We start from the raw sequence: 24,557 nt of genomic DNA, 5'->3' as shown, positions 1-24,557 counted from the left end.
TTTGCAGGTGCTTCCACTGTTCAGTGGACCCTCCCTTCCTGGTCAACGCCAGGCGGGAGGAGCTAGTTCCCTTGTGCGCGCCGGAGCCGCTGTGGGCCGCCCGGGTGACGCGGTCGCGTCGGGGGCGCAGCGGCTTCAGAAAGGCGTCAGAACGGACTGGTCCCGGTGAACCTCAGGACCAGCTGGGGCGCTCCGGAGAGGGCGATGCCGAGCACCGCGGTCGCGGCGATGGCCGCGGTGAGGGGGGCGGGGACGCGGTGCCGGGCGGGCTCGCCCTCGGGGGCGCGGAACAGCAGCGCCGTCCACTGGAGGTAGTAGTACAGCGCGATGACCACGTTGACGGCCATGATCACGGCGAGCCAGCCGAGGCCCGCGTCGACCGCCGCCGAGAAGACGGTGACCTTCGCGAAGAGGCCGATGATGCCCGGGGGCAGGCCCGCGAGGCAGAGCAGGAAGAAGGCCAGGGTCAGGGCGGACAGCGGGCTCTTGGCGTACAGGCCCCGGTAGTCGCTGACGCGGTTCTTGCGCTTCGTGCGGCCGACGAGCGCGGCGACGGCGAAGGCCCCCAGGTTCACGACGGCGTACATCAGGGCGTACGCGACGGTGGCGCCGACGGCGTCCGTGGGGTCGTCCTCCCCCCGCCCGTTGTCGAATCCGGCCGACGCGATCGGCACCAGGAGGTAGCCCGCCTGGGCGACCGACGACCAGGCGAGCAGCCGGACCGCGCTGTACGCGCGCGTGGCCTGCTGTCTGAGGGCGGCGACGTTGCCCGCCGTCATGGTGAGCGCGGCGAGGGCCGCGATGGCCGGGCCCCACACGTCGGCGTACGACCGGAAGCCGACGACGGTGACGAGGATGAGGCCGGTGAAGCCGACCGCCTTGCCGACGACCGAGAGGTACGCGGCGACGGGCAAGGGCGCGCCTACGTAGGCGTCGGGTACCCAGAAGTGGAACGGGACGGCCGCCGCCTTGAAGGCGAACCCGACGAGGGTGAGCACGACACCGGCCTGGACGAGCGTCTCCAGCTCGCCGTCGACCTGCCCGAGCTTCTCGTCGAGCTCGGTGAGGTAGAGGGTGCCCGTGGCCGCGTACACGAAGCTCACGCCCAGGAGGGTCACCGCGGTGGCGGCGACCGAGGAGAGGAAGAACTTCAGGGCCGCCTCGGAGGACCGCTTGTCCCCGCGCTTGAGGCCGACCAGGGCGAAGGCGGGCAGGGAGGCGACTTCGAGGGCGACGACGAGGGTGGCGAGGTCGCGGGAGGCGGGCAGCAGGACGGCGCCCGCCACCGACGACAGGAGCAGGAACCAGAACTCCCCTTCGGGGAGTTCCCTCTTGGCGGCCCGCGCGTCCTTGAGGGTGCTCAGGGAGAGCAGACCGGCGAGCAGCGCCCCGCCGAGGACGAGGAGCTGGATGACGAGGGTGAACTCGTCGACCGTGTAGCTGCACACGGTGCCGCCCGTGCCGACCACGCAGAAGGTGTCGCGGTGGTGGGAGTCGGCGATCGGCAGCATGGAGACCGCGGCGGCGGCCAGGCCCGCGAGGGAGATCCAGCCGAGGAGCGCCTTGCGGTCCTCTCCTACGAAGAGGTCGATCACCAGGACGGCGAGCGCGACGACGGCCGTGATGGTGGGCGGCAGGATCGCGGGCCAGTCGACGCTCTGGACGACGCTGGCCGCGCTCTCGACGAAGGCGCTGTCGGTGGGGGCCACGGTCACGACTTTCCTCCCGCGAGGAGCTGCTGCACGGCCGGGTCGGTGAGGCCGAGGAGGGCCGCGGGCCAGAGTCCGGCGAGGACGGTGAGGGCGACGAGCGGGGTCCAGGAGGCGAGCTCGTAGCCGTGGACGTCGGCGAGCCGCGGCGTCTGCCGCGCCCCGCCGTCCACGGCCGGGCCCATGCACACGCGGCGTACGACGATGAGCATGTACGCGGCCGTGAGGAGGGTGCCGAAGGCGGCGATCGCCATGAACGTGAGGTACGCGGGGCGGCTGAGCTCGTCGGCGGGTTCGAACGCGCCGAACAGGGCGAGCATCTCGCCCCAGAACCCGGCGAGTCCGGGAAGGCCGAGCGAGGCGACGGCGCCGAAGGCGAGCAGGCCGCCGAGGCGCGGGGCCTTGCCGTAGAGGGCGGCGCCGGGCTGGAAGGAATCCGGCGCGGCGGAGCCGCTCGTTGAGGGGCGGTGGTCGGGTGACGGGCGGGAGAGGGCGTCGAGGTCGCTGGTGCCGGTGCGGTCCTTGAGGGCGCCGACGAGGAAGAACAGCAGGCCGGTGATGAGGCCGTGGGCGATGTTCGCGAACAGGGCGCCGTTCACGCCGGTCGGGCTCATCGTGGAGATGCCGAGCAGGACGAAGCCCATGTGGCCGACGGACGAGTACGCGATGAGGCGCTTGAGGTCGCCCTTGGCGCCGGGCCGCGCGAGCGCGAGGCAGGCGAGCGATCCGTAGATGATCCCGACGACGGCGAACGCGGCGAGGTAGGGCGCGAAGGTCCGCATGCCGTCCGGCGCGATGGGCAGCAGGATCCGGATGAACCCGTACGTACCCATCTTCAGCAGGACGCCGGCCAGCAGGACCGAGCCGACGGTCGGCGCGGCGGTGTGGGCGTCCGGCAGCCAGCTGTGCAGCGGCCACATCGGCGTCTTGACCGCGAGCCCGATCCCGATCGCCAATACGGCGATGACCTGCACGGACTTGGTCAGGCCCGGGTGATTGTCAGTGGCGAGTGCCACCATGTCGAAAGTGCCGGACCTGAGACCGATGAGGAGGAGGCCGAGCAGCATCACGACGGAGCCGAGCAGCGTGTAGAGGATGAACTTCCAGGCGGACTGGGCGCGTTGGGCACCGCCCCAGCGGGCGATGAGGAAGTACATCGGGATGAGGACCATCTCGAACGCGAGGAAGAACAGCAGCAGATCGAGGACGGCGAAGGTCGCGAGGGTGCCGGACTCGAGCACGAGGATCAGCGCGACGAATGCCTTGGGTGACGGGCCCTCGGCCCGCGGCGCCAGCCGCTGATGTTGCTGCTTGAAGTAGCTGTACAGCGCGCAGAGGAAGGTCAGCAGCGCGGTCAGGACCAGAAGGGGGAGGGAGATGCCGTCGATGCCGAGGTGGATGCGCACGTCGAGCGCGGGGATCCAGCTGATGTCGGTCGTGGCCTGCATCTTCGACGGGTGGTCGTGGTCGAAGCCGAGCGCGAGGACGACGGCGGCGACGAGCACCGCGCCGGTCACGGTCACGCCGTGGCGCAGCACGGCCTGGTCCGGCGACTTCCCCTTCAGCCCGGGCGGCGCCGGGAGGAGGGCGGCCACGGCGCCGACCAGCGGACCGACCACGATCAACGCGAGAAGGAACTGCATCACGGACTCACTGATACCGATCACTGCTGCTCACGCTCCGGCGGTGGCGACGAGGACGGCGGCGACCGCCAGGACGACGGTGCCCGCGAGCAGCGCGCTCAGATAGGTCTGCACGTTGCCGGTCTGCGCGCGCCGGACGGCCGCGCCGAGCAGGCGGGGGGCGGTGCCCGCGCCGCGGACGTACGCGTCGACGACCTCGCGGTCGAGGAAGCGGACGAGGCGGGCGCCCGCCTGGACGGGGCGGACGAACAAGGCCGCGTAGACGGCGTCCAGATGGAAGCCGGCGGCGGCGTGGCGGTGCAGCGGGCCGAGCAGGAGACGGCCGGGGTCCGCCGGGTCGGGGGCGCTCGCGATGTCGCCGTACGCGGGGGCGTGGGTGGCGATGGCCTCCGCCTCGACCTCGCCCCCGTCGGCGTCGAATGGGCTCTCCCCTGTGCGAGCGGAGCCGAGGACTTGGGAACGGGCGGCGACCGCGCCGATCGGGACGCGGGCGGCGAGCGCGGTGGTGTGCCGCCACGCGCCGTACATGACCAGGGCGCCGGCGAGGGCGAGGCCGGTGCCGAGGACGGAGGTGGTGAGCTTCGGGGCGAGTTCGTGGCCGTCGAACCAGTCCGGCAGGGTGCCGACGGCGAGGCCGAAGGCGAGCGAGGGGACGGCGAGCACCCAGAGCACGGCGGTCATCGTGACGGGCTGACGGCCGTGGTCCGGGGCCTCCGTACCGGTGCCGTGGAAGGCGAGCAGCCACAGCCGGGCCGCGTAGGCGGCGGTGAGGAGCGCGCTGAGCAGGCCCGCGACGAGGACGATCCAGCCCGCCGCGGCGGGGGCGGAGTCGGCGTGGCCGGTGGCCGTGTGCTCGGCGGCGCCGAGGACCGCCTCCTTGGAGAAGAAGCCGCTGAAGGGCGGGATCGCGGCGAGCGCGAGGAGCGCCACGGTCATCGTCCAGTAGGCGTCGGGGACGCGGGCGCGCAGGTTCCGCATGCGGGACATCGCGGCCAGGGAGTTGGTGCCCGCCGCGTGGATGATCACGCCGGCGGCGAGGAAGAGGAGCGCCTTGAAGGCGCCGTGGGACAGGAGGTGGAAGACCGCGGCGCCCCGGTCGCCGACGGCGAGCGCGCCGGTCATGTAGCCGAGCTGGCCGATCGTCGAGTACGCGAGGACGCGTTTGATGTCGTCCTGGGCGAGGGCGGCAAGGGCGGAGCCGGCCATGGTGACGGCGGCCATGACGGCGAGGACGACCAGGGCCGCCGACGAGGCGGCGAAGACCGGGAGGAGCCGGGCGACGAAGTAGACACCGGCCGCGACCATCGTCGCGGCGTGGATCAGCGCGGAGACGGGCGTCGGGCCCGCCATCGCGTCGGGCAGCCAGGTGTGCAGCGGGAACTGCGCGGACTTGCCGGCCACGCCCGCGAGCAGCAGCAGGGCGATCAGCGTCGGGTGGTCGAGGCCGCCGTCCGCGACGGTCGCGAGGACCGTGGTGATCCGGAACGAGCCCGCGTCGACGGCGAGCGCGAACAGGCCGATCAGGAAGGGGACGTCGCCGAGCTTGGTGACCAGGAAGGCCTTCAGCGAGGCAGCACGGGCCTCGGGGGTCTCCCAGTAGTGGCCGACGAGGAAGTACGAGCAGATGCCCATGACTTCCCAGCCGACCAGGAGCACCATCAGGTCGCCGGAGTAGACGACGAGCAGCATCGCGGAGGTGAACAGCGACACGAGGGCGGCGTACGAGGGGTAGCGCGGGTCGTCGCGCAGATAGCCCGTCGAGTAGATCTGCACGCAGGAGGCGACGACGCCGACGAGGACGGCGACGAGCGCGGCGAAGCCGTCGATGTGCAGGGCGAGGTCGATCGGCACCGAGCCGGTGGGGGTGAGCTGGGTGGCCGCGTCCACGGCGGAGTCGCCGCCCTGGCGGGCGGCCACGACGGCGGCGAGGACGAGCGACGTCAGGGTGGGCAGCACCGCGAGGGGCCGCACCAGGCCGGGGACGGTGCGGCCGAGCAGAAGACCGGCGGCGGCGCCGAGGAACGGCAGGAGGGGGACGAGAACGGCGAGGGTGGTCGTGGTCACGCGGTGGCCTCGGCCTTCTGCGACTGCTGAGACGTCTGCGGCTGCGGGGACGCCTCGTCCGGGGCGGGTTCGGGCTCGTCGAGGGCGGCTGCGTCCGTGTCGTCGCCGTCGTCATCGTCGTCGTCCGGGTCGTCCGGGTGCTCGGCGGTGTCGCGGAGGTCGTCGACGGCGGAGCTGCCCCGGTTGCGGTAGACGGCCAGGACGATCGCGAGGCCGATGCCGATCTCGGCGGCGGCGATGGCGATGGTGAACAGCGTCAGGGCCTGGCCGGAGTGCAGCTTGTCGCGCAGCCAGACGTCGAAGGCGACGAGGTTGAGGTTGACGGCGTTGAGCATGAGCTCGACGGACATCAGGACCAGGATCGCGTTGCGGCGGGCGAGCACGCCGTACAGGCCGACGCAGAAGAGGAGGACGGCGAGGACGGCGGGGTAGGCGAGGTGCATCAGCGGGTCCTCTCCTGCTGGGCCTTCGGGGCCTGCTGAGCCTTCGGGGCCTGCGGGGCCGTCCGGCCCTTCGGGGGCTTGCCGCCGTCGCCGCCGGGGTCGTCCTTGGCCTTGCGGGACAGCACGATCGCGCCGACCAGTGCGGCGAGGAGCAGCACGGAGAGGGCCTCGAAGGGCAGCACCCAGTTCCGGAAGAGGAACGCGCCGGTCACCTCGGTGGAGCCCTGCGGGGCGCCGTCCAGGTCGATCCACTGCGTACGGAACGCGTCCACGACGACCCACACCAGAGCGGTGGCGGCGGCGAGGGCCACGGCGAGCGCGACCCAGCGGTTGCCCGAGTCGGCGTCCGGGGAGCGGCCGATGGGGGCCCTGGTGAGCATCAGGCCGAAGAGGAGGAGGACCACGACGGAGCCGACGTAGATGAGGACCTGCACCCAGGCGATGAACTCGGCGGTCAGGAGCAGGTACTCGACGGCGAGCCCGCCGAGCGCCACGACCAGCCAGAGCGCGGCGTGCACGAGCTGCTTGGTGGTGACGGTGACGAGCGCGGCGCCGAGGGTGACGAGGCCGACGAGGAGGAAGGCGATCTCGACGCCCGTCGGGGACAGGAAGCCGTGCGGGGCCGTGGCGGCGATGTCGAAGTTCACGCGTCCCCCTCGGCCTCGGCGCCCCGCTGCTCGGTGCCCCGCTGCTCGGCGGCCGCACGCTCAGCGGCTTCGCGCTCGGCGGCTGCACGCTCGGCGGCTTCGCGGGCGGCGGTCTCCTGTTCGGCGGCCAGCTTGTCGGCGGTCTTGCGGGCGGCGCCCAGTTCCTTGGGCTCCTCGGCGGCGGGGTCGAGGGCGGGCGGCGCCGGGACGGTCCACATCCACTCGCGGAGCTTGTCACGCTCGTGGGTGAGCTCGCGGATGTCGGTCTCGGCGTACTCGAACTCCGGGGACCAGAACAGCGCGTCGAAGGGGCAGACCTCGATGCAGATGCCGCAGTACATGCAGAGGGAGAAGTCGATGGCGAAGCGGTCGAGGACGTTGCGGCTGCGCTCGCGGCCGCCGGGCGCCGCGGCCGGGACGGTCTCCTTGTGGGAGTCGATGTAGATGCACCAGTCCGGGCACTCGCGGGCGCAGAGCATGCAGACCGTGCAGTTCTCCTCGAACAGGCCGATGACGCCGCGGGTGCGGGGCGCCAGATCGGGCTGGACGTCCGGGTACTGCTCGGTGACGGACTTCCGCGTCATCGTGCGGAGGGTGACGGCCAGGCCCTTGGCCAGGCCGGATCCGGGGACGGACATGCGGGGCCGCCCGGAGGGCGTCGTTGAGGGGCGGTGGTCGGGTGACGGGCGGGCCATCAGTTGATCGCCACCTTCACGATTCCGGTGAGCGCGATCTGCGCCAGGGCGAGCGGGACGAGGAGGGTCCAGGAGAGCTTCTGGAGCTGGTCCTCGCGGAGCCGGGGGTAGGTGACGCGCAGCCAGATGACGACGAAGGCGAGGAGGCCGGTCTTCAGGAGGGTCCACACCCAGCCGAGGCCGTCGGCGCCCCCAGGCCCGTGCCAGCCGCCGAGGAAGAGGACGGTGGTCAGGCCGCACAGGACGACGATCCCGGCGTACTCGGCGAGGAGGAACAGCGCGAAGCGCAGCCCGGTGTACTCGGTGTACGCGCCGAAGATGATCTCCGAGTCGGCGACCGGCATGTCGAAGGGCGGGCGCTGGAGTTCGGCGAGTCCGGCCACGAAGAAGACCAGGGCGCCGACGATCTGCCAGGGCAGCCACCACCACTCGAAGGCGTTGAGGATGCCGGGCAGCGAGACCGTGCCCGCGGCCATCGCGACGGACGCGGCGGCGAGCAGCATCGGCAGTTCGTACGCGAGCAGCTGGGCCGCGGTGCGCAGGCCGCCGAGCAGGGAGAACTTGTTGGCCGACGCCCAGCCCGCCATCAGGGAGCCGAGGACGCCGACGCCCATGACGGCGAGGACGAAGAAGACGCCCGCGTCGACGACCTGGCCGACGGCGCCCTCTTGGGGGCCGATGGGGATGGCGACGAGGACCAGCAGATAGGGCAGCAGCGCGACGGCCGGGGCGAGCTGGAAGACGCGGCGGTCGGCGTCGGCGGGGACGACGTCCTCCTTCTGCGCGAACTTCACGCCGTCGGCGACGAGCTGGGCCCAGCCGTGGAAGCCGCCCGCGTACATGGGGCCGAGGCGGCCCTGCATGTGGGCCATCACCTTGTGCTCGGTCTGGCCGACGATCAGGGGCAGCGCGAGGAAGGCGACGAAGACGACGAGGAGTCGCAGGGCGACGTCGAGGGCGTCGTTCACTGCGGGTCTCCTTCGTTTCCGTTGCCGGTGTCTTCGGCGCTCCCAGAATTCCTGGTGCTCCCGGAGTTCCCGGTGCCCCCGGTGCTCCCGGTGCCCCCGGTGCTCCCGGTGCCCCCGGTGCTCCCGGTGCCCCCGGTGCTCCCGGTGCTCCCGGTGCTCCCGGTGCTCCCGGTGCTCCCGGAGTCTTCTGCGTCCGCCGCGTTCTCTGGCGGTGCCGCCGGGGTCTTCGGCGCGGGGGCGGGCGCGGGCTCCGGCTCCGGCGCGGTCGGCGGTTTCGCGTCCGCGTCCGCGTCCGGCGTGTCGAAGGCCGGGCGGGCGTGGTGCCACGGGGCGTCGGAGCTGTGCGGGGCGGACTGCGGCTTGGCCGGGCTCGGGGCCGGGGCCGGGGCCTGAGCGTCGGCGGCCGGGGTCTCGGGGGCCGCGTCCGCCGCCGTACGCTGCGACGCCGACCCCTGGCTCGCGCTGCGCGCCCGGCGCGGCGGCGCCGCGTCCGTCTGACTCGCCGAGCCCCCGCTCGCCGTACGCGTACGACGTGCCGGACGCTCCCCCGCAGCCCCCGCGGCCGCGGCACGGCCGGCTCCGCGCGCGGGGCGCGCCGGAGCGGCGGGGAGCTGGCCCTTCATCGGGCCCCACTCGTTCGGGTCGGGCACGCCGGGCGGCAGCATCTGCCGCCGCTTGGGGCCACCGTGTGCTGCCCCCGCCGCGGGCTCCCCTGGCTCCTTCGCGCCCGGCCACGCCTTGGCGACCCGGGCCGCGAGCACGAAGTCCTTGCGCAGGGGATGGCCTTCGAAGTTCTCCGGAAGCAGCAGCGGGACCAGGTGCGGATGGCCGTCGAAGCGGACGCCGAACATCTCGTGGGTCTCGCGCTCGTGCCAGGCCGCGCCCGCGTAGACGTCGACCGCGGAGGGCAGTACGGGCGCCTCGTGCGGGACCGTCGTACGGACGAGGAGGCGCCGCACCGGGGACAGCGCCACCACGTGGGCGCTCACGCGGAAGCCGGTGCCGGGTTCGTCGACGGCGCTCAGCCAGTCGAAGTACGTGCAGCCGAGGGTGTCCCGGGCGGTCCGCAGGGCATCGGGCCACGAAGCGGACGGTACGTCCACGGTCAGGACCTCGTACGACTCCTCGGCGGTCGCCTCCGCGCCGAACAGCTCCTCCACGGGGGCGGACAGCCAGCCGGTCATCTGCCGTCCTCCTGTGCCGAGGGCGCGGACGGAGCCGGGGGCGCGGGCGCTCCCGAGGGCGCGGGCGGAGCCACCAGGCCGCTGCGCAGCGCGGCCGTGGAAGGGCGCGCCCCGTTGGCGGCGTACCGCTCGCCGAGGGACTCCCGGGCGATCTTCTCCTGGAGCTTGAGGATGCCCTGGAGCAGCGCCTCGGGCCGGGGCGGGCAGCCGGGGACGTACACGTCGACCGGGATGATCTGGTCGACGCCCTTGGTGACGGAGTACGAGTCCCAGTACGGGCCGCCGCAGTTGGAGCAGGCGCCGAAGGAGATGACGTACTTGGGCTCGGGCATCTGCTCGTACAGGCGCTTCACGGCGGGCGCCATCTTGTCCGTGACCGTGCCGGAGACGACCATCAGGTCGGCCTGGCGCGGGCCCGGTGCGAACGGGATGACGCCGAGCCGGATGAAGTCGTGGCGGGCCATGGAGGCCGCGATGAACTCGATGGCGCAGCAGGCGAGCCCGAAGTTGAAGACCCACAGGCTGTAGCGGCGGCCCCAGTTGAGGACCACCTTCATCGGCTCGGGGGCGAGCCGGGACAGGACGCCCAGCTTCTTCGGCTCCGGGAGGAGCACGGGCTCGGCAGGCCCCGCGGGCTCCTGGTTCACGTCCATGTGAGGACGCCCTTCTTGTAGGCGTACAGCAGTCCCACGGCGAGGAAGCCGAGGAAGATGAACATCTCGACGAGGGTCGTCGCGCCGTAGCCGGACTCGGCGAAGACCGTCGCCCACGGGAAGAGGAAGATCGAGTCGACGGCGAAGATCACGTAGAGGAAGGCGTACACGTAGTAGCGCACCTGGGTGTGTGCCCAGCCCTCGCCGACCGGGTCCACGCCGCACTCGTACGTGAGGAGCTTCTCGGGGGTCGGCACGACGGGCCTGAGGAGCCGCCCCGCGCCGAAGGCGACGGCGACGAACAGCACGCCGACCACGGCGAGCAGTCCGACGACGGAGTACGACTCGTAGTAGCTCGCCGCGACGTACGTCGTCCCTGGCACGTCAGCCCCTCGCTCCCTGCACTCCGCGTCTCGCCACTGTTCGACGATCTGTACGCACGGGAGTCTAGGGCCTGCTAAAGGCGAGGTAAGCAGACCGTCACGGACCGGTTCGCCGCGGGCGCGTCATCGGCCGGATCCACCGGATCGATCTGGTGGGGTTATCCACAGTTCGGTTCGGCGGTACCCCTCATGGCGCGCGGTGCCGCGCTCCGGGCACTCTTACTCATATGACCCCACGTCCCACGTCTTCGCAGGCCACGCCGGAGCCACTGCCGCCTGCCCGGTTCGCGTACGACGCGCACACCTGGAAGGAGATCCTGCATCTCCTGGTGAATCTCCCGGCCGGCCTGGTCGGTTTCACGTACGTGGTGACGGCGTGCTTCATCGGCGGATTCCTGTCGTTCACGGTCATCGGTCTGCCGCTGCTCGCGCTCGCGCTGTACGGGGCGCGGCTCTTCGGCAAGTTCGAGCGCGCGCGGGCGCGGACGCTGCTCGGGGTGCACATCGACGAGCCGAGCCCCATGCCGCTCAAGTCCCGGCGCGGCGGCGGGGTGCTGACCTGGCTGTGGTCGACGCTGAAGGACCCGGTGGGCTGGCGGGCCGTGCTGTACGGCTTCATACGCCTGCCGTGGGGCGTCGCGACGTTCACGCTGACCCTGTGCGGCCTGTTCGTGCTGTGGCCGGTGCTGCCGTTCGTGGTGCGGGCGCTCGCCAACGCCGACCGGGCGATGGCCCGCGGGCTGCTCTCGCCGTCGGACGAGCTGGAGCGGCGCATCGCGGAGCTGGAGTCGGACCGGGGCGTGGTCGTGGACACCGCGGCGGCGGACCTGCGGCGCATCGAGCGGGACCTGCACGACGGCGCGCAGGCGCGGCTCGTCGCGCTCGCGATGGGGCTCGGCCTGGCCAAGGAGAAGCTCCTTGAGGACCCGGACGCGGCGGCGGCCATGGTCGACGAGGCGCACGGCGAGGTGAAGCTCGCCCTCCAGGAGCTGCGCGATTTGGCGCGGGGCATCCATCCGGCGGTCCTCACCGACCGCGGTCTGAGCGCGGCGCTGTCCTCGGTGTCGGCCCGGTGCACGGTGCCGGTGAAGGTGACCGCCGACCTGGCCGCGCGCCCGGCGGCGGCGATCGAGGGCATCGCCTACTTCACGGTCTCCGAGCTCCTGCAGAACGTGTCCAAGCACAGCGGCGCCCGCACGGCGAGCGTCGAGGTGTGGCGCTCGGACCAGCGGCTGCTCATCCAGGTGCGGGACGACGGGCGCGGCGGGGCCAGTCTGGAGGGCGGCACGGGCATGGCGGGCCTCGCGGAGCGCCTCGGCGCGGTCGACGGCCTGTTCATCATCGACTCGCCGCAGGGCGGCCCGACGACGATCACGGCGGAGCTGCCGTGGCGGGACCGGACGGGGTGAGGCGCTCGCGGCGCCGGAGCGTGCCCTTCCGCGGCCGGGGCCCGCATCCTCCGGCACGGGGCTCGCGTCCTCCGGCGGCACGGGGCCCACATCCCCCGGTGGGGTAGGGAAAACCCCCGGCCGAAGACGCCGACGCGCTCCATGGTCCGCCATACGCCCCGGAGCGCACTCTGGAGGTACGAGAAGAGGTAGCCCGCGCCGGTCACGGAGGGCCGGGAACCGCGCGGGACGAGCAGAACGGACGGCAGCGATGGCCACGGACTACGGACAGGGGTACGGACGCGTCATGAGGAGCGACCTCGACGGCCGCTGGACCGAGGACCGCGGTGGCGACGGGGCGGTGACCGCCCGCCGCCACCGCCTCCCGGTCTGGCTGCGTGCGCCCTTCGAGGGGCGCACGCTGCGGGAGTTCGTGTACGTGCTGCTCTCCCTGCCGCTCAGCGTCATCGGCTTCAGCTTCGCGGTGACGATGCTGACGCTCGGCGCGGGCCTGCTGATCACGTTCATCGGCATCCCCGTCCTCGCCCTGGCGCTGACCGCGCTCCGCGGCTTCGGCTCGCTGGAGCGGGCGCGGGCGCGGACGCTGCTCGGTGTCGAGGTGAAGGACCCGCACCCGCTCCAGCCGCGTGACTCGGGGCCCCTCGCGTGGATGGGCGCCGTCCTGAAGAGCGGCGTCTCCTGGCGGCACGCGGTGTACGCCGTCATCCACATGCCGTGGGCGATCTTCTCCTTCACGGTGTCGCTGGTCTTCTGGACGTACGGCTGGGCGATGCTCACGTACCCGCTGTGGTTCTGGGTCTTCCCCGTCTACGCGGGCCAGGGCGGCATCCAGCTCTACGGGGACGAGACGCACCACATCTATCTGGACAACCCCTTCGAGATCGGGCTCACCGCGCTCACCGGTCTGCTGATCACGCTGGCCACGCCCTGGATCATCCGCGCCCTGACCACGGTCGACCGCGGCCTGGTGCTCGGGCTGCTCGGCCCTTCCCGCCTGGTGTCCCGGGTCGCGGAGCTGGAGTCGGACCGGGGTGTCGTCGTGGACACCGCGGCGGCGGACCTGCGGCGCATCGAGCGTGACCTGCACGACGGCGCGCAGGCGCGGCTCGTCGCCCTCGCCATGGACCTCGGCCTCGCCAAGGAGAAGCTCGCGGAGGACCCGCAAGCGGCGGCGCGGATGGTGGACGAGGCGCACGGCGAGGTGAAGGTGGCGCTCCAGGAGCTGCGCGACCTCGCGCGGGGCATCCACCCGGCCGTCCTCACCGACCGAGGGCTCGACGCGGCCCTGTCCTCGCTCGCCGCGCGGTGCACCGTGCCGGTGGACGTGGAGGTCGATCTGCCCTCGCGGCCCGCGGCGGCGATCGAGGGCATCGCGTACTTCACGGTCTCCGAGCTCCTGCAGAACATCAGCAAGCACAGCGGGGCCGCGCGGGCGTCCGTGGACGTGTGGCGGGTGGAGGACCGGCTGATGCTCCAGGTGTCCGACGACGGGCGGGGCGGCGCCGACGTGACGGCGGGCTCCGGGCTCGCGGGCCTCGCCGAGCGGTTGGACGCGGTGGACGGGATCCTCGTGGTGGAGTCCCCCGTCGGCGGGCCGACCCTGGTGACGGCGGAGCTGCCCTGGCGCGGCTAGCCCGCACCGGCCACCCGCCCTCCCCGGCACCCCCTCGCGGCCCCGAGCACCCGAGCGCCCGCGCACCCGCGCACCCGCGCACCCCGCCTCAGCGACGCACCCCACCCCTCAGCGGCGCACCCCCCTCAGCGGCGCTCCGCGCCTCGTACTCAAACGCCGGAACGGCTGGAAAGCCACGCCCCGGACGGGCTTGATCTGCCCGTTCGGGGCGCTCCCCTGTTCGGACGTGGCCGGAGTCGGTCCCATGGGGGTCCGGATGCTGGGATGCTGGAGTCTGTCAATGGGGTGGGGACAGGCTGTGGGGGGCCGGAACATCGTGGAGGACAAGGTGCGGGTGGTCATCGCCGAGGATTCAGTGCTGCTCAGGGAGGGGCTGACCCGGCTGCTGACCGACCGCGGGCACGACGTCGTCGCGGGCGTCGGGGACGCGGACGCGCTGATCAAGACGATCACGGAGCTCGCCGCCCAGGACGCCCTGCCGGACGTCGTGGTCGCGGACGTGCGGATGCCGCCGACGCACACGGACGAAGGGGTGCGCGCGGCCGTGAAGCTGCGCAAGGCCCATCCCGGACTCGGCGTGCTCGTGCTGTCCCAGTACGTGGAGGAGCAGTACGCGACGGAGCTGCTCGCGGGATCGAGCCGGGGCGTGGGCTATCTGCTCAAGGACCGGGTCGCGGAGGTCCGCGAGTTCGTGGACGCGGTGGTGCGGGTGGCGCAGGGCGGGACCGCGCTCGACCCGGAGGTCGTGGCGCAGCTGCTCGGGCGCAGCCGCAAGCAGGACGTCCTCGCGGGGCTCACGCCGCGCGAGCGCGAGGTCCTGGGCCTGATGGCCGAGGGCCGGACCAATTCGGCGATCGCGCGCCAGCTGGTCGTCAGCGACGGGGCCGTGGAAAAGCACGTCAGCAATATCTTCTTGAAGCTCGGACTTTCGCAGAGCGACGGCGATCACCGAAGGGTGCTTGCCGTACTCACCTATCTGAATTCCTAGTTCCGCATTTCCGGTGACTTTCCGGGAACGCGTTCGCCGTTTCGGGCGTTCCCGGATTCACCATCCACCCACCGCACCGACACCGTGTCAGGGGTCCCGGACGAGGTACTCCGACCAGGGGGGACGTCCCGGCAGCGGGACAGCGTCCACCGTACGAAGGCACCGGTCCTAGACCCGGCGCCCTAGAACCAAAGGATGAGCGGAGAGCGTCTTCATGAGAGGCCGGGGGGCGAGGCAGAACGTGATAAATCAGGGCATCAAGCTGTCTCAAAGGTGCGTCCACCATGCGAGCGGCCCCAGGAAGGTACCCCTTACAGACGTAGGGTGGGCGATGGGAGGGCAGGGCTGCCTGCGATTCCCGCACAGTCGCCTCGAGGGAGGTCCAGTTCAGTGACCAGCCAGGTCAGTAGCCCGGCCGAGCAGGCCGACGAAGCCGTAGTCGGAGAGCAGCGCAAGCCCGCGGGCGAGAAGGACGTACGCCGTCTCGACCGAGTGATCATTCGTTTCGCGGGTGACTCCGGTGACGGTATGCAGCTCACCGGAGACCGGTTCACCTCTGAGACGGCGTCTTTCGGCAACGACCTGTCGACGCTGCCGAACTTCCCCGCGGAAATCCGCGCCCCCGCCGGCACCCTGCCGGGCGTCTCCAGCTTCCAGCTGCACTTCGCCGATCACGACATCCTCACCCCGGGCGACGCGCCGAACGTATTGGTCGCGATGAACCCGGCCGCCCTGAAGGCGAACATCGGTGACGTGCCGCGCGGCGCCGAGATCATCGTCAACACCGACGAATTCACCAAGCGGGCCATGCAGAAGGTGGGGTACGAGACCTCGCCGCTCGAGGACGGCTCCCTGGACGGGTTCCAGGTCCACCCGGTGCCGCTGACCACCCTGACGGTGGAGGCGCTGAAGGACTTCGACCTGTCCCGCAAGGACGCCGGCCGCAGCAAGAACATGTTCGCGCTCGGGCTGCTCTCGTGGATGTACCACCGGCCCACCGAGGGGACCGAGCGGTTCCTGCGCACGAAGTTCGCCAAGAAGCCGGACATCGCCGAGGCGAACATCACCGCGTTCCGCGCGGGCTGGAACTTCGGCGAGACGACCGAGGACTTCGCCGTCTCCTACGAGGTGGCGCCCGCGGCGACGGCGTTCCCGCCGGGCACCTACCGGAACATCTCCGGCAACCTCGCCCTGGCCTACGGCCTGATCGCCGCCTCGCGCCAGGCCGACCTGCCGCTGTACCTGGGCTCGTACCCGATCACCCCGGCCTCGGACATCCTGCACGAGCTGAGCAAGCACAAGAACTTCGGCGTGCGCACCTTCCAGGCCGAGGACGAGATCGCGGGCATCGGCGCCGCGCTCGGCGCGGCCTTCGGCGGCTCGCTCGCGGTGACCACGACCTCCGGGCCCGGTGTGGCCCTGAAGTCGGAGACCATCGGCCTCGCGGTGAGCCTGGAACTGCCGCTCGTCGTCGTGGACATCCAGCGCGGCGGGCCCTCCACCGGTCTGCCCACCAAGACCGAGCAGGCCGACCTGCTCCAGGCGATGTACGGCCGCAACGGCGAGGCGCCGGTGCCGGTGGTCGCCCCGCGCACCCCGGCGGACTGCTTCGACGCCTCCCTGGAGGCGGCCCGGATCGCGCTGACGTACCGCACGCCCGTCTTCCTGCTGAGCGACGGCTATCTGGCCAACGGCTCGGAGCCGTGGCGCATCCCGGAGGCGGACGAACTGCCGGACCTGCGCGTGCAGTTCGCCTCCGGGACGAACCACACCCTGGCGGACGGCACCGACGTCTTCTGGCCGTTTAAGCGGGACCCCAAGACCCTCGCCCGGCCGTGGGCGATCCCCGGCACCCCGGGTCTCGAGCACCGCATCGGCGGCATCGAGAAGCAGGACGGCACGGGCAACATCTCGTACGACCCGGCCAACCACGACTTCATGGTCCGCACCCGCCAGGCCAAGGTCGACGGCATCGCCGTGCCGGACCTCGAGGTCGACGACGCGAACGGCGACGCGAGACTCCTGGTCCTCGGCTGGGGCTCGACGTACGGGCCGATCACCGCCGCCGTGCGCCGGCTGCGCGCCGCGGGGCAGAGCGTCGCGCAGGCCCATCTGCGCCACCTCAACCCCTTCCCGCGGAACCTGGGCGACGTCCTGAAGCGTTACGACAAGGTGGTGATCCCCGAGATGAACCTCGGTCAGCTCGCCACGCTGATCCGCGCCGAGTACCTCGTGGACGCGGTCTCGTACAACCAGGTCAACGGAATGCCGTTCAAGGCCGAGCAGCTCGCCACGGCTCTCAAGGAGGCCATCGATGGCTGACACCACGATCGAGGGGCCCACCGGCTCCGAGACGCTTCTGAAGCTCGTGCCCAAGGCCGAGGCCAAGCAGTCCATGAAGGACTTCAAGTCCGACCAGGAAGTGCGCTGGTGTCCCGGCTGCGGTGACTACGCGGTCCTGGCGGCCGTCCAGGGCTTCATGCCCGAGCTCGGCCTCGCCAAGGAGAACATCGTCTTCGTCTCCGGCATCGGGTGCAGCTCCCGCTTCCCGTACTACATGAACACGTACGGGATGCACTCCATCCACGGCCGCGCCCCGGCGATCGCCACCGGACTCGCCTCGTCGCGGCGGGACTTGAGCGTCTGGGTGGTCACCGGCGACGGCGACGCGCTCTCCATCGGCGGCAACCACCTGATCCACGCCCTGCGCCGCAACGTGAACCTGAAGATCCTGCTGTTCAACAACCGGATCTACGGCCTCACCAAGGGCCAGTACTCCCCCACCTCCGAGGTCGGGAAGATCACCAAGTCGACGCCGATGGGCTCGCTCGACGCGCCCTTCAACCCGGTGTCCCTCGCGATCGGCGCCGAGGCCTCCTTCGTCGCGCGCACGGTGGACTCCGACCGCAAGCACCTGACCGAGGTGCTCCGCCAGGCCGCCGACCACCCCGGCACGGCCCTGGTGGAGATCTACCAGAACTGCAACATCTTCAACGACGGCGCCTTCGAGGTCCTCAAGGACAAGCAGCAGGCCGAGGAGGCCGTGATCCGCCTGGAGCACGGCGCCCCGATCCGCTTCGGCGCCGAAGGCTCCAAGGGCGTGGTGCGCGACCCGGCCACCGGCGACCTCAAGGTCGTCCCCGTGACCGCGGAGAACGAGGGCGACATCCTCGTCCACGACGCCCGCGCCGCGTCCCCGACCACCGCCTTCGCGCTCTCGCGCCTGGCCGACCCGGACACGCTGCACCACACTCCGATCGGTGTGTTCCGCAGCGTGGAGCGGCCGGTGTACGACACGCTGATGGCCGACCAGCTCGACACGGCGATCGAGCAGCACGGCAAGGGCGACCTCGCGGCGCTCCTCGCCGGCGGCGACACCTGGACGGTCGTCGGCTAGCCGCCACCGCCCGCGTACGACGAGGCCCGGTCCTGATCCTTCAGGACCGGGCCTCGTCGTACTTCTCGCGTGCCTTCAGTACGTCGTCCACGCGCCGGTCCGTCCACAGGGCGAGGGCCCTGACCTGCTCGGCCGCCTCGCGCCCCAGATCGGTGAGGGAGTAGTCGACGCGCGGCGGGATGACCGGCTTGGCGTCGCGGTGCACCATGCCGTCGCGCTCCAGGATCTGGAGGGTCTGGGTCAGCATCTTCTCGCTGACGGTCCTGCCGCCGGTGCTGCCGATCGCGCGGCGCAGCTCGCTGAAGCGGTACGAGCGCTCGGCGAGCGCGATCAGGACGAGCACGCCCCAGCGGCTCGTGACGTGCTCCAGGACGAGGCGGTGGGGGCACATCCGCTCGGCGTCGGCACCGCTGCTGCTTACTGCCATACCAGTACCTTACTTCAAAGTGGGTACTTACGGATGGTTAGTGCCCTAGCTAGGGTGAGTGTCATACCGAATCCCACCGGGGCATACAAGGAGCAATCACCCATGAGCATCGTCGTCACCGGAGCCACCGGACACCTCGGCCGCCTCGTCGTCGAGGGCCTGCTCGACGCGGGCGTGCCCGCCGGGCAGATCGCGGCCGTCGTACGGAACAAGGAGAAGGCCGCGGGCCTCGCCGCGCGCGGCGTCGAGCTGCGGATCGCGGACTACAGCGCGCCCGAGACCCTCGCGGGCGCCTTCGGCGCGGGCGACAAGGTGCTCCTGGTGTCCGGCAGCGAGATCGGGCGCCGGGTGCCGCAGCACCGGGCCGTCATCGACGCGGCGAAGGCCGCCGGGGTCGCGCACCTGGTGTACACGGGCGTCCTCGGCGGGCCCGACGCCGACTTCGACCTCGCCGCGGAGCACAAGGAGACCGAGCGGATGGTGCTCGACTCGGGCCTTCCGTACACGTTCCTGCGGAACGGCTGGTACCACGAGAACTACACCGAGCACCTCGCCCCGGTCCTGGAGCACGGGGCCGTCGTCGGCAGCGCCGGGCCCTCGGGCCGGGTCGCGTCCGCCGCGCGCGCCGACTACGCAGCGGCGGCCGTCGCCGTCCTGACCGGCGAGGGGCACGAGGGGCGCGCCTACGAGCTGAGCGGGGACGTGGCGTGGAGCTTCCCCGAATACGCGGCGGAGGTCGCGGAGGCCTCCGGCAAGGCGGTGGCGTACGCGGAGGTGTCGCCCGCGGAGCACCTGGCGGTGCTGGTGGGGGCGGGGCTGCCGGAGGCGGTGGCGGCTGTGCTGGTGGATGTCGACGCCGCGATTCGCCGGGGGCGGCTGGCGGGGACGAGCGGGGACCTTGCCCGGCTCATCGGGCGGCCCACCACTCCGCTTGCCTCGGCTGTTGCTGCTGCTCTGGTCTGACCGGTTCGTTGGTGGGTGCGGGGCCGTGGTGGGCTGTGCCCACCCGTTCCGCCCTCTGGGCGGACCAGCTGCCCACAGCGGGGGGGAGCGTGTCATGACCGTATTGCGAAACGGGCATGACAGGTGAGGGGCCTGGGCGTTACCTTCGGGAGGCAGCGTGGGGCTGCCGGCTCGGAGGAGGAACTGTGGGACCTGCGCAGGCGAAGGGGGAAGCCCGCACAGGCCTCCTGAACGGCATCGCCGCCTACGGCATGTGGGGCCTCGTGCCCCTCTTCTGGCCGCTCCTCAAGCCCGCGGGCGCGGGCGAGATCCTGGCCCACCGCATGGCCTGGTCCCTCGTGGTCGTCGCCATCGCGCTGCTCTTCGTGCGCCGCTGGGCCTGGGCCGGCGAGCTGCTGCGCCAGCCCCGCAAGCTGGGCCTCGTCACCATCGCCGCCGCCGTCATCACCCTCAACTGGGGCATCTACATCTGGGCCGTGAACTCCGGCCACGTCGTCGAGGCCTCCCTCGGCTACTTCATCAACCCCCTGGTCACCATCGCGATCGGCGTCCTGCTGCTCGGCGAGCGACTGCGGCCCGTGCAGTGGACCGCCGTCGGCGTAGGCCTCGCCGCCGTGCTCGTCCTCGCGATCGGCTACGGCCGCCCGCCGTGGATCTCGCTGATCCTGGCCTTCACCTTCGCGACGTACGGCCTGGTGAAGAAGAAGGTGAACCTCGGCGGCCTGGAGTCGCTCGCCGCCGAGACGGCCGTGCAGTTCCTGCCCGCCGTCGCCTATCTGGTGTGGCTCGGCACGCAGGGCGACCTCGTGTTCGGCACGGAGGGCACCGGGCACGCCGCGCTGCTCGCCGCGACCGGCGTGGTGACGGCGGCGCCGCTTGTCTGCTTCGGCGCCGCCGCGATCCGCGTGCCGCTGTCCACGCTGGGGCTGCTGCAGTACCTGGCGCCGATGTTCCAGTTCCTGCTCGGCATCCTCTACTTCCACGAGGAGATGCCGCCGGAGCGGTGGGCCGGGTTCGCCCTGGTGTGGCTGGCGCTCGCGCTGCTGACCTTCGACGCGTTCCGCTTCGCGCGGCGCAACGCGGCCCGGCTCGCCGCCGCGCGGGTCACCGCGCCCAGGCCCCCCGCGCCGCAGCAGCCTTCACGTACTCCGTGAAGTCGCGCGGCTCGCGCCCCAGGACGTCCCGTACGCCCGTCGCGAGGGGCGAGAGGTGGCCCTCGGCCGTGAACGTGAAGACGGCGGCCAGTTCGCGCGCCAGCGACTCGGGGACGTCCCCCGCGCGGAGCTCCGCCAGGAACTGCTCCGCCGTGACGGCCTCGAAGCGCATCGGGCGGCCCGACGCCGCCGCGATCTCCGCGACCGCCTCGGCGTAGGTGAGGGCGCGCGGGCCCGAGAGGTCGTACACGCGACCGGAGTGGCCCTCCTCGGTGAGCAGCGCGACCACGACGTCCGCGATGTCCTCCACGTCGACGAACGGCTCCGCGATGTCGCCGACCGGCAGGGCGAGGCGGCCCGCGAGGAGCGGGGCGTGGGCGAAGTCCTCGTCGAAGTTCTGCGCGAAGTTGTTGGCCCGGATCACTGTCCAGTCGACGTCCGCCTCCTGCACCACGCGGTCCGCCCGCGCCATGCCCGCGAGGAAGGACTCGCCGGACACGTCGACGCCGCGCCCGGACAGGACCACGAAGCGGCGCACGCCCGCCGCCTCGGCCTGGGCGACGAAGTCGGTGACGGGCTCCGGCTCCTCCGGCGCCACCAAGTAGAGGGCGGTCACGCCGTCCAACGCGGGCGCCCAGGTAGAACGTTCGTTCCAGTCGAAACGGGTCTCGCCGGAGCGGGAGGCCGCCCGCACGGTGCGGCCCGCCGCGCGCAGCCGGGGCACGATCCGGCGCCCGGTCTTGCCGGTGGCGCCGAGGACGAGGATCAGCTCGCCGGTGGTCCGTGGTGTTGTCGTCATGCGTCCAGCCAACCCCCGTGCCGTCCCTGGTGACATGGGCGTCCGTCTCGGCCCCATAGGCGTCCGTCTCACCGGTCCCGACCGCCGTCTACGGTGGGGTCATGGACGCTCTGGGGGATCTGCTGCGCGGCATCCGCGCGGACGGCGCGCTGTTCGGTCGTACGGTGCTGCGCGGGGCGTGGGAGCCGGAGCGGACGGAGCCCGCCGCGCTGACCCTCGTCATGGTGTTCCGCGGGCAGGCGCACGTCACGGGGCCGGGCGGGACGCGCACCCTGGGGGCGGGCTGTGCCGCCGTCCGCACCTCGGGCCCGTTCGCCGTCACCGCCGCGGGCGGCGCGGAGACCGAGCTGGTCACCGGGACCTACCAGTGGGACGGCAGCGGCGGGCGGCGGCTGCTCAGCGCGCTGCCGCCGCTGCTCGTGGTGCCGGGCGGCGAGGAGTGCCTGACGATCATCGAGCTGATCGCGGACGAGGTGGCGGCCGACCGGGCCGGGCGCCAGTACGTGATGGACCGGATGCTCGACTGGCTGCTCGCCTGCACCCTGCGGGAGTGGTTCGACCTGCCGGAGTCCTGCCCGCCCGCCTGGTACCGGGCGCTCGGCGACGACGTGGTCGGCCCGGCCCTGCGCGCCATGCACGACGAGCCGGGCAGGGCCTGGACGGTGGCGGCGCTGGCCGCGCGCGCCCAGGTGTCGCGCGCGGCCTTCGCCCGCAACTTCACCGACCTCGTCGGGCGGCCGCCGATGGCGTACCTCACCGAGTGGCGCATGACGCTCGCCGCCGAGCTGCTCGCCGAGCCGGGCGCGACGGTGGCGTCCGTGGCGGGGCGGGTCGGGTACGCCGACGGGTTCGGCTTCAGCGACGCCTTCAAGCGGATCCGGGGCATCGCGCCGAGCGGCTACCGCGCCTCGCTGGCCGCGGGCCGGGCGGCGGCCGGCTCTTCGCTCAGGGCCGCGGGCTGACCCGGTCGCGCGCCGCGCACCACCCCGGCGAGCGCGACAGCCACGCCCAGCAGGGCGAGGACCACCGGCACCACAAGGGCCGCGCGGAAGGCGTCGAGCGAGTGCCCGGCCCCGCCCATGCCGCCGTGGCCCCCGGTGACGAGCCCGTACACCGCCGTCACGCCCGAGACCCCGATCGCCGCCCCGAACTGCGTGGCGGTGTGCAGGATTCCGCCCGCGAGGCCCTGCTCCCGCTCGGCGACGCCGTCGGTCGCCGCGATCATCAGCGGCCCGTAGGCGAGGGCGAAGGCCGTGCCCGCGATGAGGAACGTCGGGAACATCGCCGCGTACGTCCAGTCCATGCCGACCGGCAGGAACAGCGCGTACGCGAGAGCCGCGAGCAGGAAGCCGCCGAGGATCACCCGGGCGTGGCCGTAGCGGTTCACCAGGCGGGGCGTGAGCGTCGGCGCGAGCACCACGTCGCAGCCCATCACGACCAGGGCGATCGCCGTCTGCCACGAGGACCAGCCGCGCAGCTCCTGCAAGTACAGCGTGAGCACGAACTGGAAGCCCATGAAGGCGCCGAGGAACAGCAGCGCCCCGAGCCCGGCCCGCACCACGGAGCCCGTGCGGAAGATCCCGAGCCGCACCAGCGGTACGGCCGCGCGGCGCTCGATGCCGACGAACGCCGCCCCGAGCAGCAGCCCGGCGAGGGCCGCACCGAGCGTCAGCGGCCAGCCGTCCAGGCCGTGTTCGAGCCGTACGACACCGAAGGCGAGCAGCAGCATGGCGCCCGCGGCCGCGGCCGCGCCCGGCAGGTCGAAGCCGCCGGAGCGCAGCGTCGCCGACACCTTCACCGGGGGCGCGTCGGACGCGGGGACGAGCCGGACGGCGGCGGCGAGGATCGCGGCGGCGAAGAGGACCGGCGCGAAGAACACCCACCGCCAGCCGAGTTCGGTGAGCAGCCCGCCGATGACCAGGCCGAGCGAGAAGCCGCCCGCCGATGTGCCCGCGAAGACGAGCAGCGCCTTGTTGCGCTCCGGCCCCTCCGCGTACGAGGTGGTGATGATCGACATCGCGGCGGGCGTCATGAACGCCGCGGCCACGCCGGTCACGAACCGCGCCACGATCAGCATCCAGCCCTCGGTCGCGAGGCCGCCGAGCCCGGAGAAGACCAGGAAGACGCCGAGCCAGACGAGGAACATCCGCCGTCTGCCGAGCAGGTCGGCCGCCCGGCCGCCGAGCAGCGTGAAGCCCGCGTAGCCGAGGACGTAGGAGCTGATCACCCAGGCCGCGGTGGCCGTCGACAGGTCCAGGTCGGACCTGATCGTGGGGATCGCTATCGCGAGCATCGCGATGTCGGCGCCCTCCAGGAAGATCGTGCCGCAGAGGACGAGCAGCAGTGCCCAGGCTCGGGCGCCCATGGTGACTCCTCGATTCAACCCGTTGGTTACCCAACTGATGGCCGGTTCCTTCTTGTAACCATGGACAGCGTGCGGCAGCATCGACAGGCATGGAAGAAGGCACTTTGAAGTCACCGAGTAACTCGGGGAGCACCGTGCCCCACGGCGGCACCGAGGAGTACGGGAACGGGGTGGACTACGGGGACGCCGACCCCTTCCAGTGGGACACCCGCGAGGACTGCCAGGTGCGGCAGATCCTCGACCGGATCGCCGACAAGTGGTCACTCCTGGTGATCGCGCTCCTGGACCAGCGCAAGCTGCGCTTCACCGAGCTGCGGCGCGAGATCGACGGCATCAGCCAGCGGATGCTCACCGTCACCCTGCGTCAGCTGGAGCGCGACGGTCTGGTCCTGCGCACGGTGCACCCGGTGGTGCCGCCCCGCGTCGAGTACGAGCTGACGCCGCTCGGCGGCACCCTGCACCACACCATCCAGTCCCTGGTGACCTGGACCGAGGAGCATCAGAACGAGATCGCGGCGGCGCGGTCCGCGTACGACGACCGCGCGGCCGAGGAAGCCGGTCCGGACGCTTAACTGGGTCGCATGACCTTGCACTGGAAGCTCGTCATCGACGCGCGGGACCCGCACGCCCAGGCCGCCTTCTGGGCCGAGGCCCTCGGCTACGCGGTGGAGGACAACAGCGCCCTCATCGAGCGGCTGCTCGGCCTCGGCGCCGTGACCGAGGCCGAGACCGTGGGGCCCCGGGGGCAGCGCGCCTTCCGCGACCTCATCGCCGTACGGCACCCCGACGACCCGTACGAGCAGGACAGCGGGACCGGGCTCGGCCGCCGCCTGCTCTTCCAGCGGGTGCCGGAGCCCAAGTCCGGCAAGAACCGGCTGCACATCGACGTGCACGCCACGCCCGGCACCCGGGACGACGAGGTCGCCCGCCTGGAGGCGCTGGGCGCGGCCGTGCAGCGGCGGGTACGGGCCGCGGGCGGCGAGTGGGTGGTGATGACGGACCCTGAGGGCAACGAGTTCTGCGTGCAGTGACG

23 protein-coding genes are annotated in these 24,557 nt (G+C 72.2%); 10 read left to right on the top strand and 13 right to left on the bottom strand.

The window, feature by feature from the left end; all coding sequences use genetic code 11:
- Positions 1-146 precede the first annotated feature (146 nt).
- From IG74_RS0133715 to IG74_RS0133670, 10 genes are read right to left on the bottom strand one after another with little or no spacing between them, the layout of a single operon-like run.
- Positions 147-1,715 (bottom strand): NADH-quinone oxidoreductase subunit N, encoded by a 1,569-nt coding sequence (locus tag IG74_RS0133715; protein WP_420709984.1) that lies wholly within the window; start codon positions 1,713-1,715, stop codon positions 147-149.
- Positions 1,712-3,376: an NADH-quinone oxidoreductase subunit M gene (locus IG74_RS0133710; RefSeq protein WP_030684966.1), complete on the bottom strand. Its 1,665-nt coding sequence runs from the start codon at positions 3,374-3,376 to the stop codon at positions 1,712-1,714. Before IG74_RS0133710 ends, IG74_RS0133715 begins: the two co-directional genes overlap by 4 nt.
- 6 nt (positions 3,377-3,382) lie before the next feature.
- Positions 3,383-5,416: an NADH-quinone oxidoreductase subunit L gene (locus tag IG74_RS0133705; protein ID WP_030684964.1), complete on the bottom strand. Its 2,034-nt coding sequence runs from the start codon at positions 5,414-5,416 to the stop codon at positions 3,383-3,385.
- A complete protein-coding gene (gene nuoK, locus IG74_RS0133700; protein ID WP_030684962.1) occupies positions 5,413-5,859 on the bottom strand; it encodes an NADH-quinone oxidoreductase subunit NuoK in 447 nt (148 codons plus the stop codon). The genes IG74_RS0133705 and nuoK overlap by 4 nt, the downstream gene beginning before the upstream one ends.
- Entirely contained in the window at positions 5,859-6,506 is a 648-nt protein-coding gene (locus IG74_RS0133695) for an NADH-quinone oxidoreductase subunit J (RefSeq protein ID WP_063761312.1), read from the bottom strand. The genes nuoK and IG74_RS0133695 overlap by 1 nt, the downstream gene beginning before the upstream one ends.
- Complete coding sequence (locus IG74_RS0133690; protein ID WP_030684957.1) at positions 6,503-7,144, bottom strand: NuoI/complex I 23 kDa subunit family protein; 642 nt, start codon at positions 7,142-7,144, stop codon at positions 6,503-6,505. The genes IG74_RS0133695 and IG74_RS0133690 overlap by 4 nt, the downstream gene beginning before the upstream one ends.
- A 56-nt stretch (positions 7,145-7,200) precedes the next feature.
- Positions 7,201-8,169, bottom strand: coding sequence for a complex I subunit 1/NuoH family protein (locus IG74_RS0133685; protein WP_030684956.1), 969 nt, complete (start codon positions 8,167-8,169; stop codon positions 7,201-7,203).
- Positions 8,166-9,353 carry an NADH-quinone oxidoreductase subunit C gene (locus IG74_RS0133680; RefSeq protein ID WP_078869252.1) on the bottom strand — a complete coding sequence of 396 codons (1,188 nt, stop codon included), beginning with the start codon at positions 9,351-9,353 and terminating at the stop codon, positions 8,166-8,168. Before IG74_RS0133680 ends, IG74_RS0133685 begins: the two co-directional genes overlap by 4 nt.
- Positions 9,350-10,006, bottom strand: coding sequence for an NADH-quinone oxidoreductase subunit B (locus tag IG74_RS0133675; RefSeq protein ID WP_030684953.1), 657 nt, complete (start codon positions 10,004-10,006; stop codon positions 9,350-9,352). The genes IG74_RS0133680 and IG74_RS0133675 overlap by 4 nt, the downstream gene beginning before the upstream one ends.
- Positions 9,997-10,389, bottom strand: coding sequence for an NADH-quinone oxidoreductase subunit A (locus tag IG74_RS0133670; RefSeq protein ID WP_030684951.1), 393 nt, complete (start codon positions 10,387-10,389; stop codon positions 9,997-9,999). Before IG74_RS0133670 ends, IG74_RS0133675 begins: the two co-directional genes overlap by 10 nt.
- 227 nt (positions 10,390-10,616) lie before the next feature.
- On the opposite strand from IG74_RS0133670, the gene IG74_RS0133665 reads away from it, so the two are divergent.
- From IG74_RS0133665 to IG74_RS0133645, 5 genes are all read left to right on the top strand, one after another.
- Positions 10,617-11,798 carry a sensor histidine kinase gene (locus IG74_RS0133665; protein WP_030684948.1) on the top strand — a complete coding sequence of 394 codons (1,182 nt, stop codon included), beginning with the start codon at positions 10,617-10,619 and terminating at the stop codon, positions 11,796-11,798.
- A 286-nt stretch (positions 11,799-12,084) separates the two neighbouring features.
- The gene (locus tag IG74_RS0133660; protein WP_420709983.1) at positions 12,085-13,431 is read left to right on the top strand and encodes a sensor histidine kinase; all 1,347 of its coding nucleotides are present in this window, start codon (positions 12,085-12,087) and stop codon (positions 13,429-13,431) included.
- 328 nt (positions 13,432-13,759) lie between these two features.
- On the top strand, positions 13,760-14,419 hold the full coding sequence (locus IG74_RS0133655) for a response regulator transcription factor (protein ID WP_324607526.1): 660 nt from the start codon (positions 13,760-13,762) through the stop codon (positions 14,417-14,419).
- A 390-nt stretch (positions 14,420-14,809) separates the two neighbouring features.
- Positions 14,810-16,741 (top strand): 2-oxoacid:acceptor oxidoreductase subunit alpha, encoded by a 1,932-nt coding sequence (locus IG74_RS0133650; protein ID WP_030684941.1) that lies wholly within the window; start codon positions 14,810-14,812, stop codon positions 16,739-16,741.
- Positions 16,734-17,816 (top strand): 2-oxoacid:ferredoxin oxidoreductase subunit beta, encoded by a 1,083-nt coding sequence (locus IG74_RS0133645; RefSeq protein WP_030684939.1) that lies wholly within the window; start codon positions 16,734-16,736, stop codon positions 17,814-17,816. Before IG74_RS0133650 ends, IG74_RS0133645 begins: the two co-directional genes overlap by 8 nt.
- 40 nt (positions 17,817-17,856) lie before the next feature.
- On the opposite strand, the gene IG74_RS0133640 is transcribed toward IG74_RS0133645, so the two are convergent.
- Positions 17,857-18,243: a winged helix-turn-helix transcriptional regulator gene (locus tag IG74_RS0133640; RefSeq protein WP_030684938.1), complete on the bottom strand. Its 387-nt coding sequence runs from the start codon at positions 18,241-18,243 to the stop codon at positions 17,857-17,859.
- A 102-nt stretch (positions 18,244-18,345) separates the two neighbouring features.
- Here IG74_RS0133640 and IG74_RS0133635 point away from each other — a divergent pair, with 102 nt between their 5' ends.
- Complete coding sequence (locus IG74_RS0133635; protein ID WP_030684935.1) at positions 18,346-19,206, top strand: SDR family oxidoreductase; 861 nt, start codon at positions 18,346-18,348, stop codon at positions 19,204-19,206.
- Between the two features lie 185 nt (positions 19,207-19,391).
- Positions 19,392-20,360, top strand: a complete 969-nt coding sequence (gene rarD / locus IG74_RS0133630; protein ID WP_030684932.1) for an EamA family transporter RarD — start codon at positions 19,392-19,394, stop codon at positions 20,358-20,360.
- Here rarD and IG74_RS0133625 read toward each other — a convergent pair.
- The gene (locus tag IG74_RS0133625; protein WP_030684930.1) at positions 20,311-21,159 is read right to left on the bottom strand and encodes an NAD(P)H-binding protein; all 849 of its coding nucleotides are present in this window, start codon (positions 21,157-21,159) and stop codon (positions 20,311-20,313) included. The two genes, rarD and IG74_RS0133625, sit on opposite strands and share 50 nt — an antisense overlap.
- 101 nt (positions 21,160-21,260) lie before the next feature.
- Here IG74_RS0133625 and IG74_RS0133620 point away from each other — a divergent pair, with 101 nt between their 5' ends.
- Complete coding sequence (locus IG74_RS0133620) at positions 21,261-22,121, top strand: AraC family transcriptional regulator (RefSeq protein WP_030684928.1); 861 nt, start codon at positions 21,261-21,263, stop codon at positions 22,119-22,121.
- On the opposite strand, the gene IG74_RS0133615 is transcribed toward IG74_RS0133620, so the two are convergent.
- The gene (locus tag IG74_RS0133615; protein WP_037826482.1) at positions 22,058-23,524 is read right to left on the bottom strand and encodes an MFS transporter; all 1,467 of its coding nucleotides are present in this window, start codon (positions 23,522-23,524) and stop codon (positions 22,058-22,060) included. The genes IG74_RS0133620 and IG74_RS0133615 overlap by 64 nt on opposite strands.
- A gap of 89 nt (positions 23,525-23,613) precedes the next feature.
- On the opposite strand from IG74_RS0133615, the gene IG74_RS0133610 reads away from it, so the two are divergent.
- Both IG74_RS0133610 and IG74_RS0133605 read left to right on the top strand, forming a co-directional pair.
- On the top strand, positions 23,614-24,096 hold the full coding sequence (locus tag IG74_RS0133610; protein ID WP_030684923.1) for a winged helix-turn-helix transcriptional regulator: 483 nt from the start codon (positions 23,614-23,616) through the stop codon (positions 24,094-24,096).
- A gap of 9 nt (positions 24,097-24,105) precedes the next feature.
- Positions 24,106-24,555: a VOC family protein gene (locus IG74_RS0133605; RefSeq protein ID WP_030684921.1), complete on the top strand. Its 450-nt coding sequence runs from the start codon at positions 24,106-24,108 to the stop codon at positions 24,553-24,555.
- The last annotated feature ends 2 nt before the right edge of the window (positions 24,556-24,557 follow it).

The organism is Streptomyces sp. NRRL B-1347 (genome assembly GCF_000720325.1).
GTDB lineage: Bacteria > Actinomycetota > Actinomycetes > Streptomycetales > Streptomycetaceae > Streptomyces.
The sequence above is the reverse complement of the archived record's forward strand: the minus strand, read 5'-3'. Positions and strand labels throughout refer to the sequence as shown.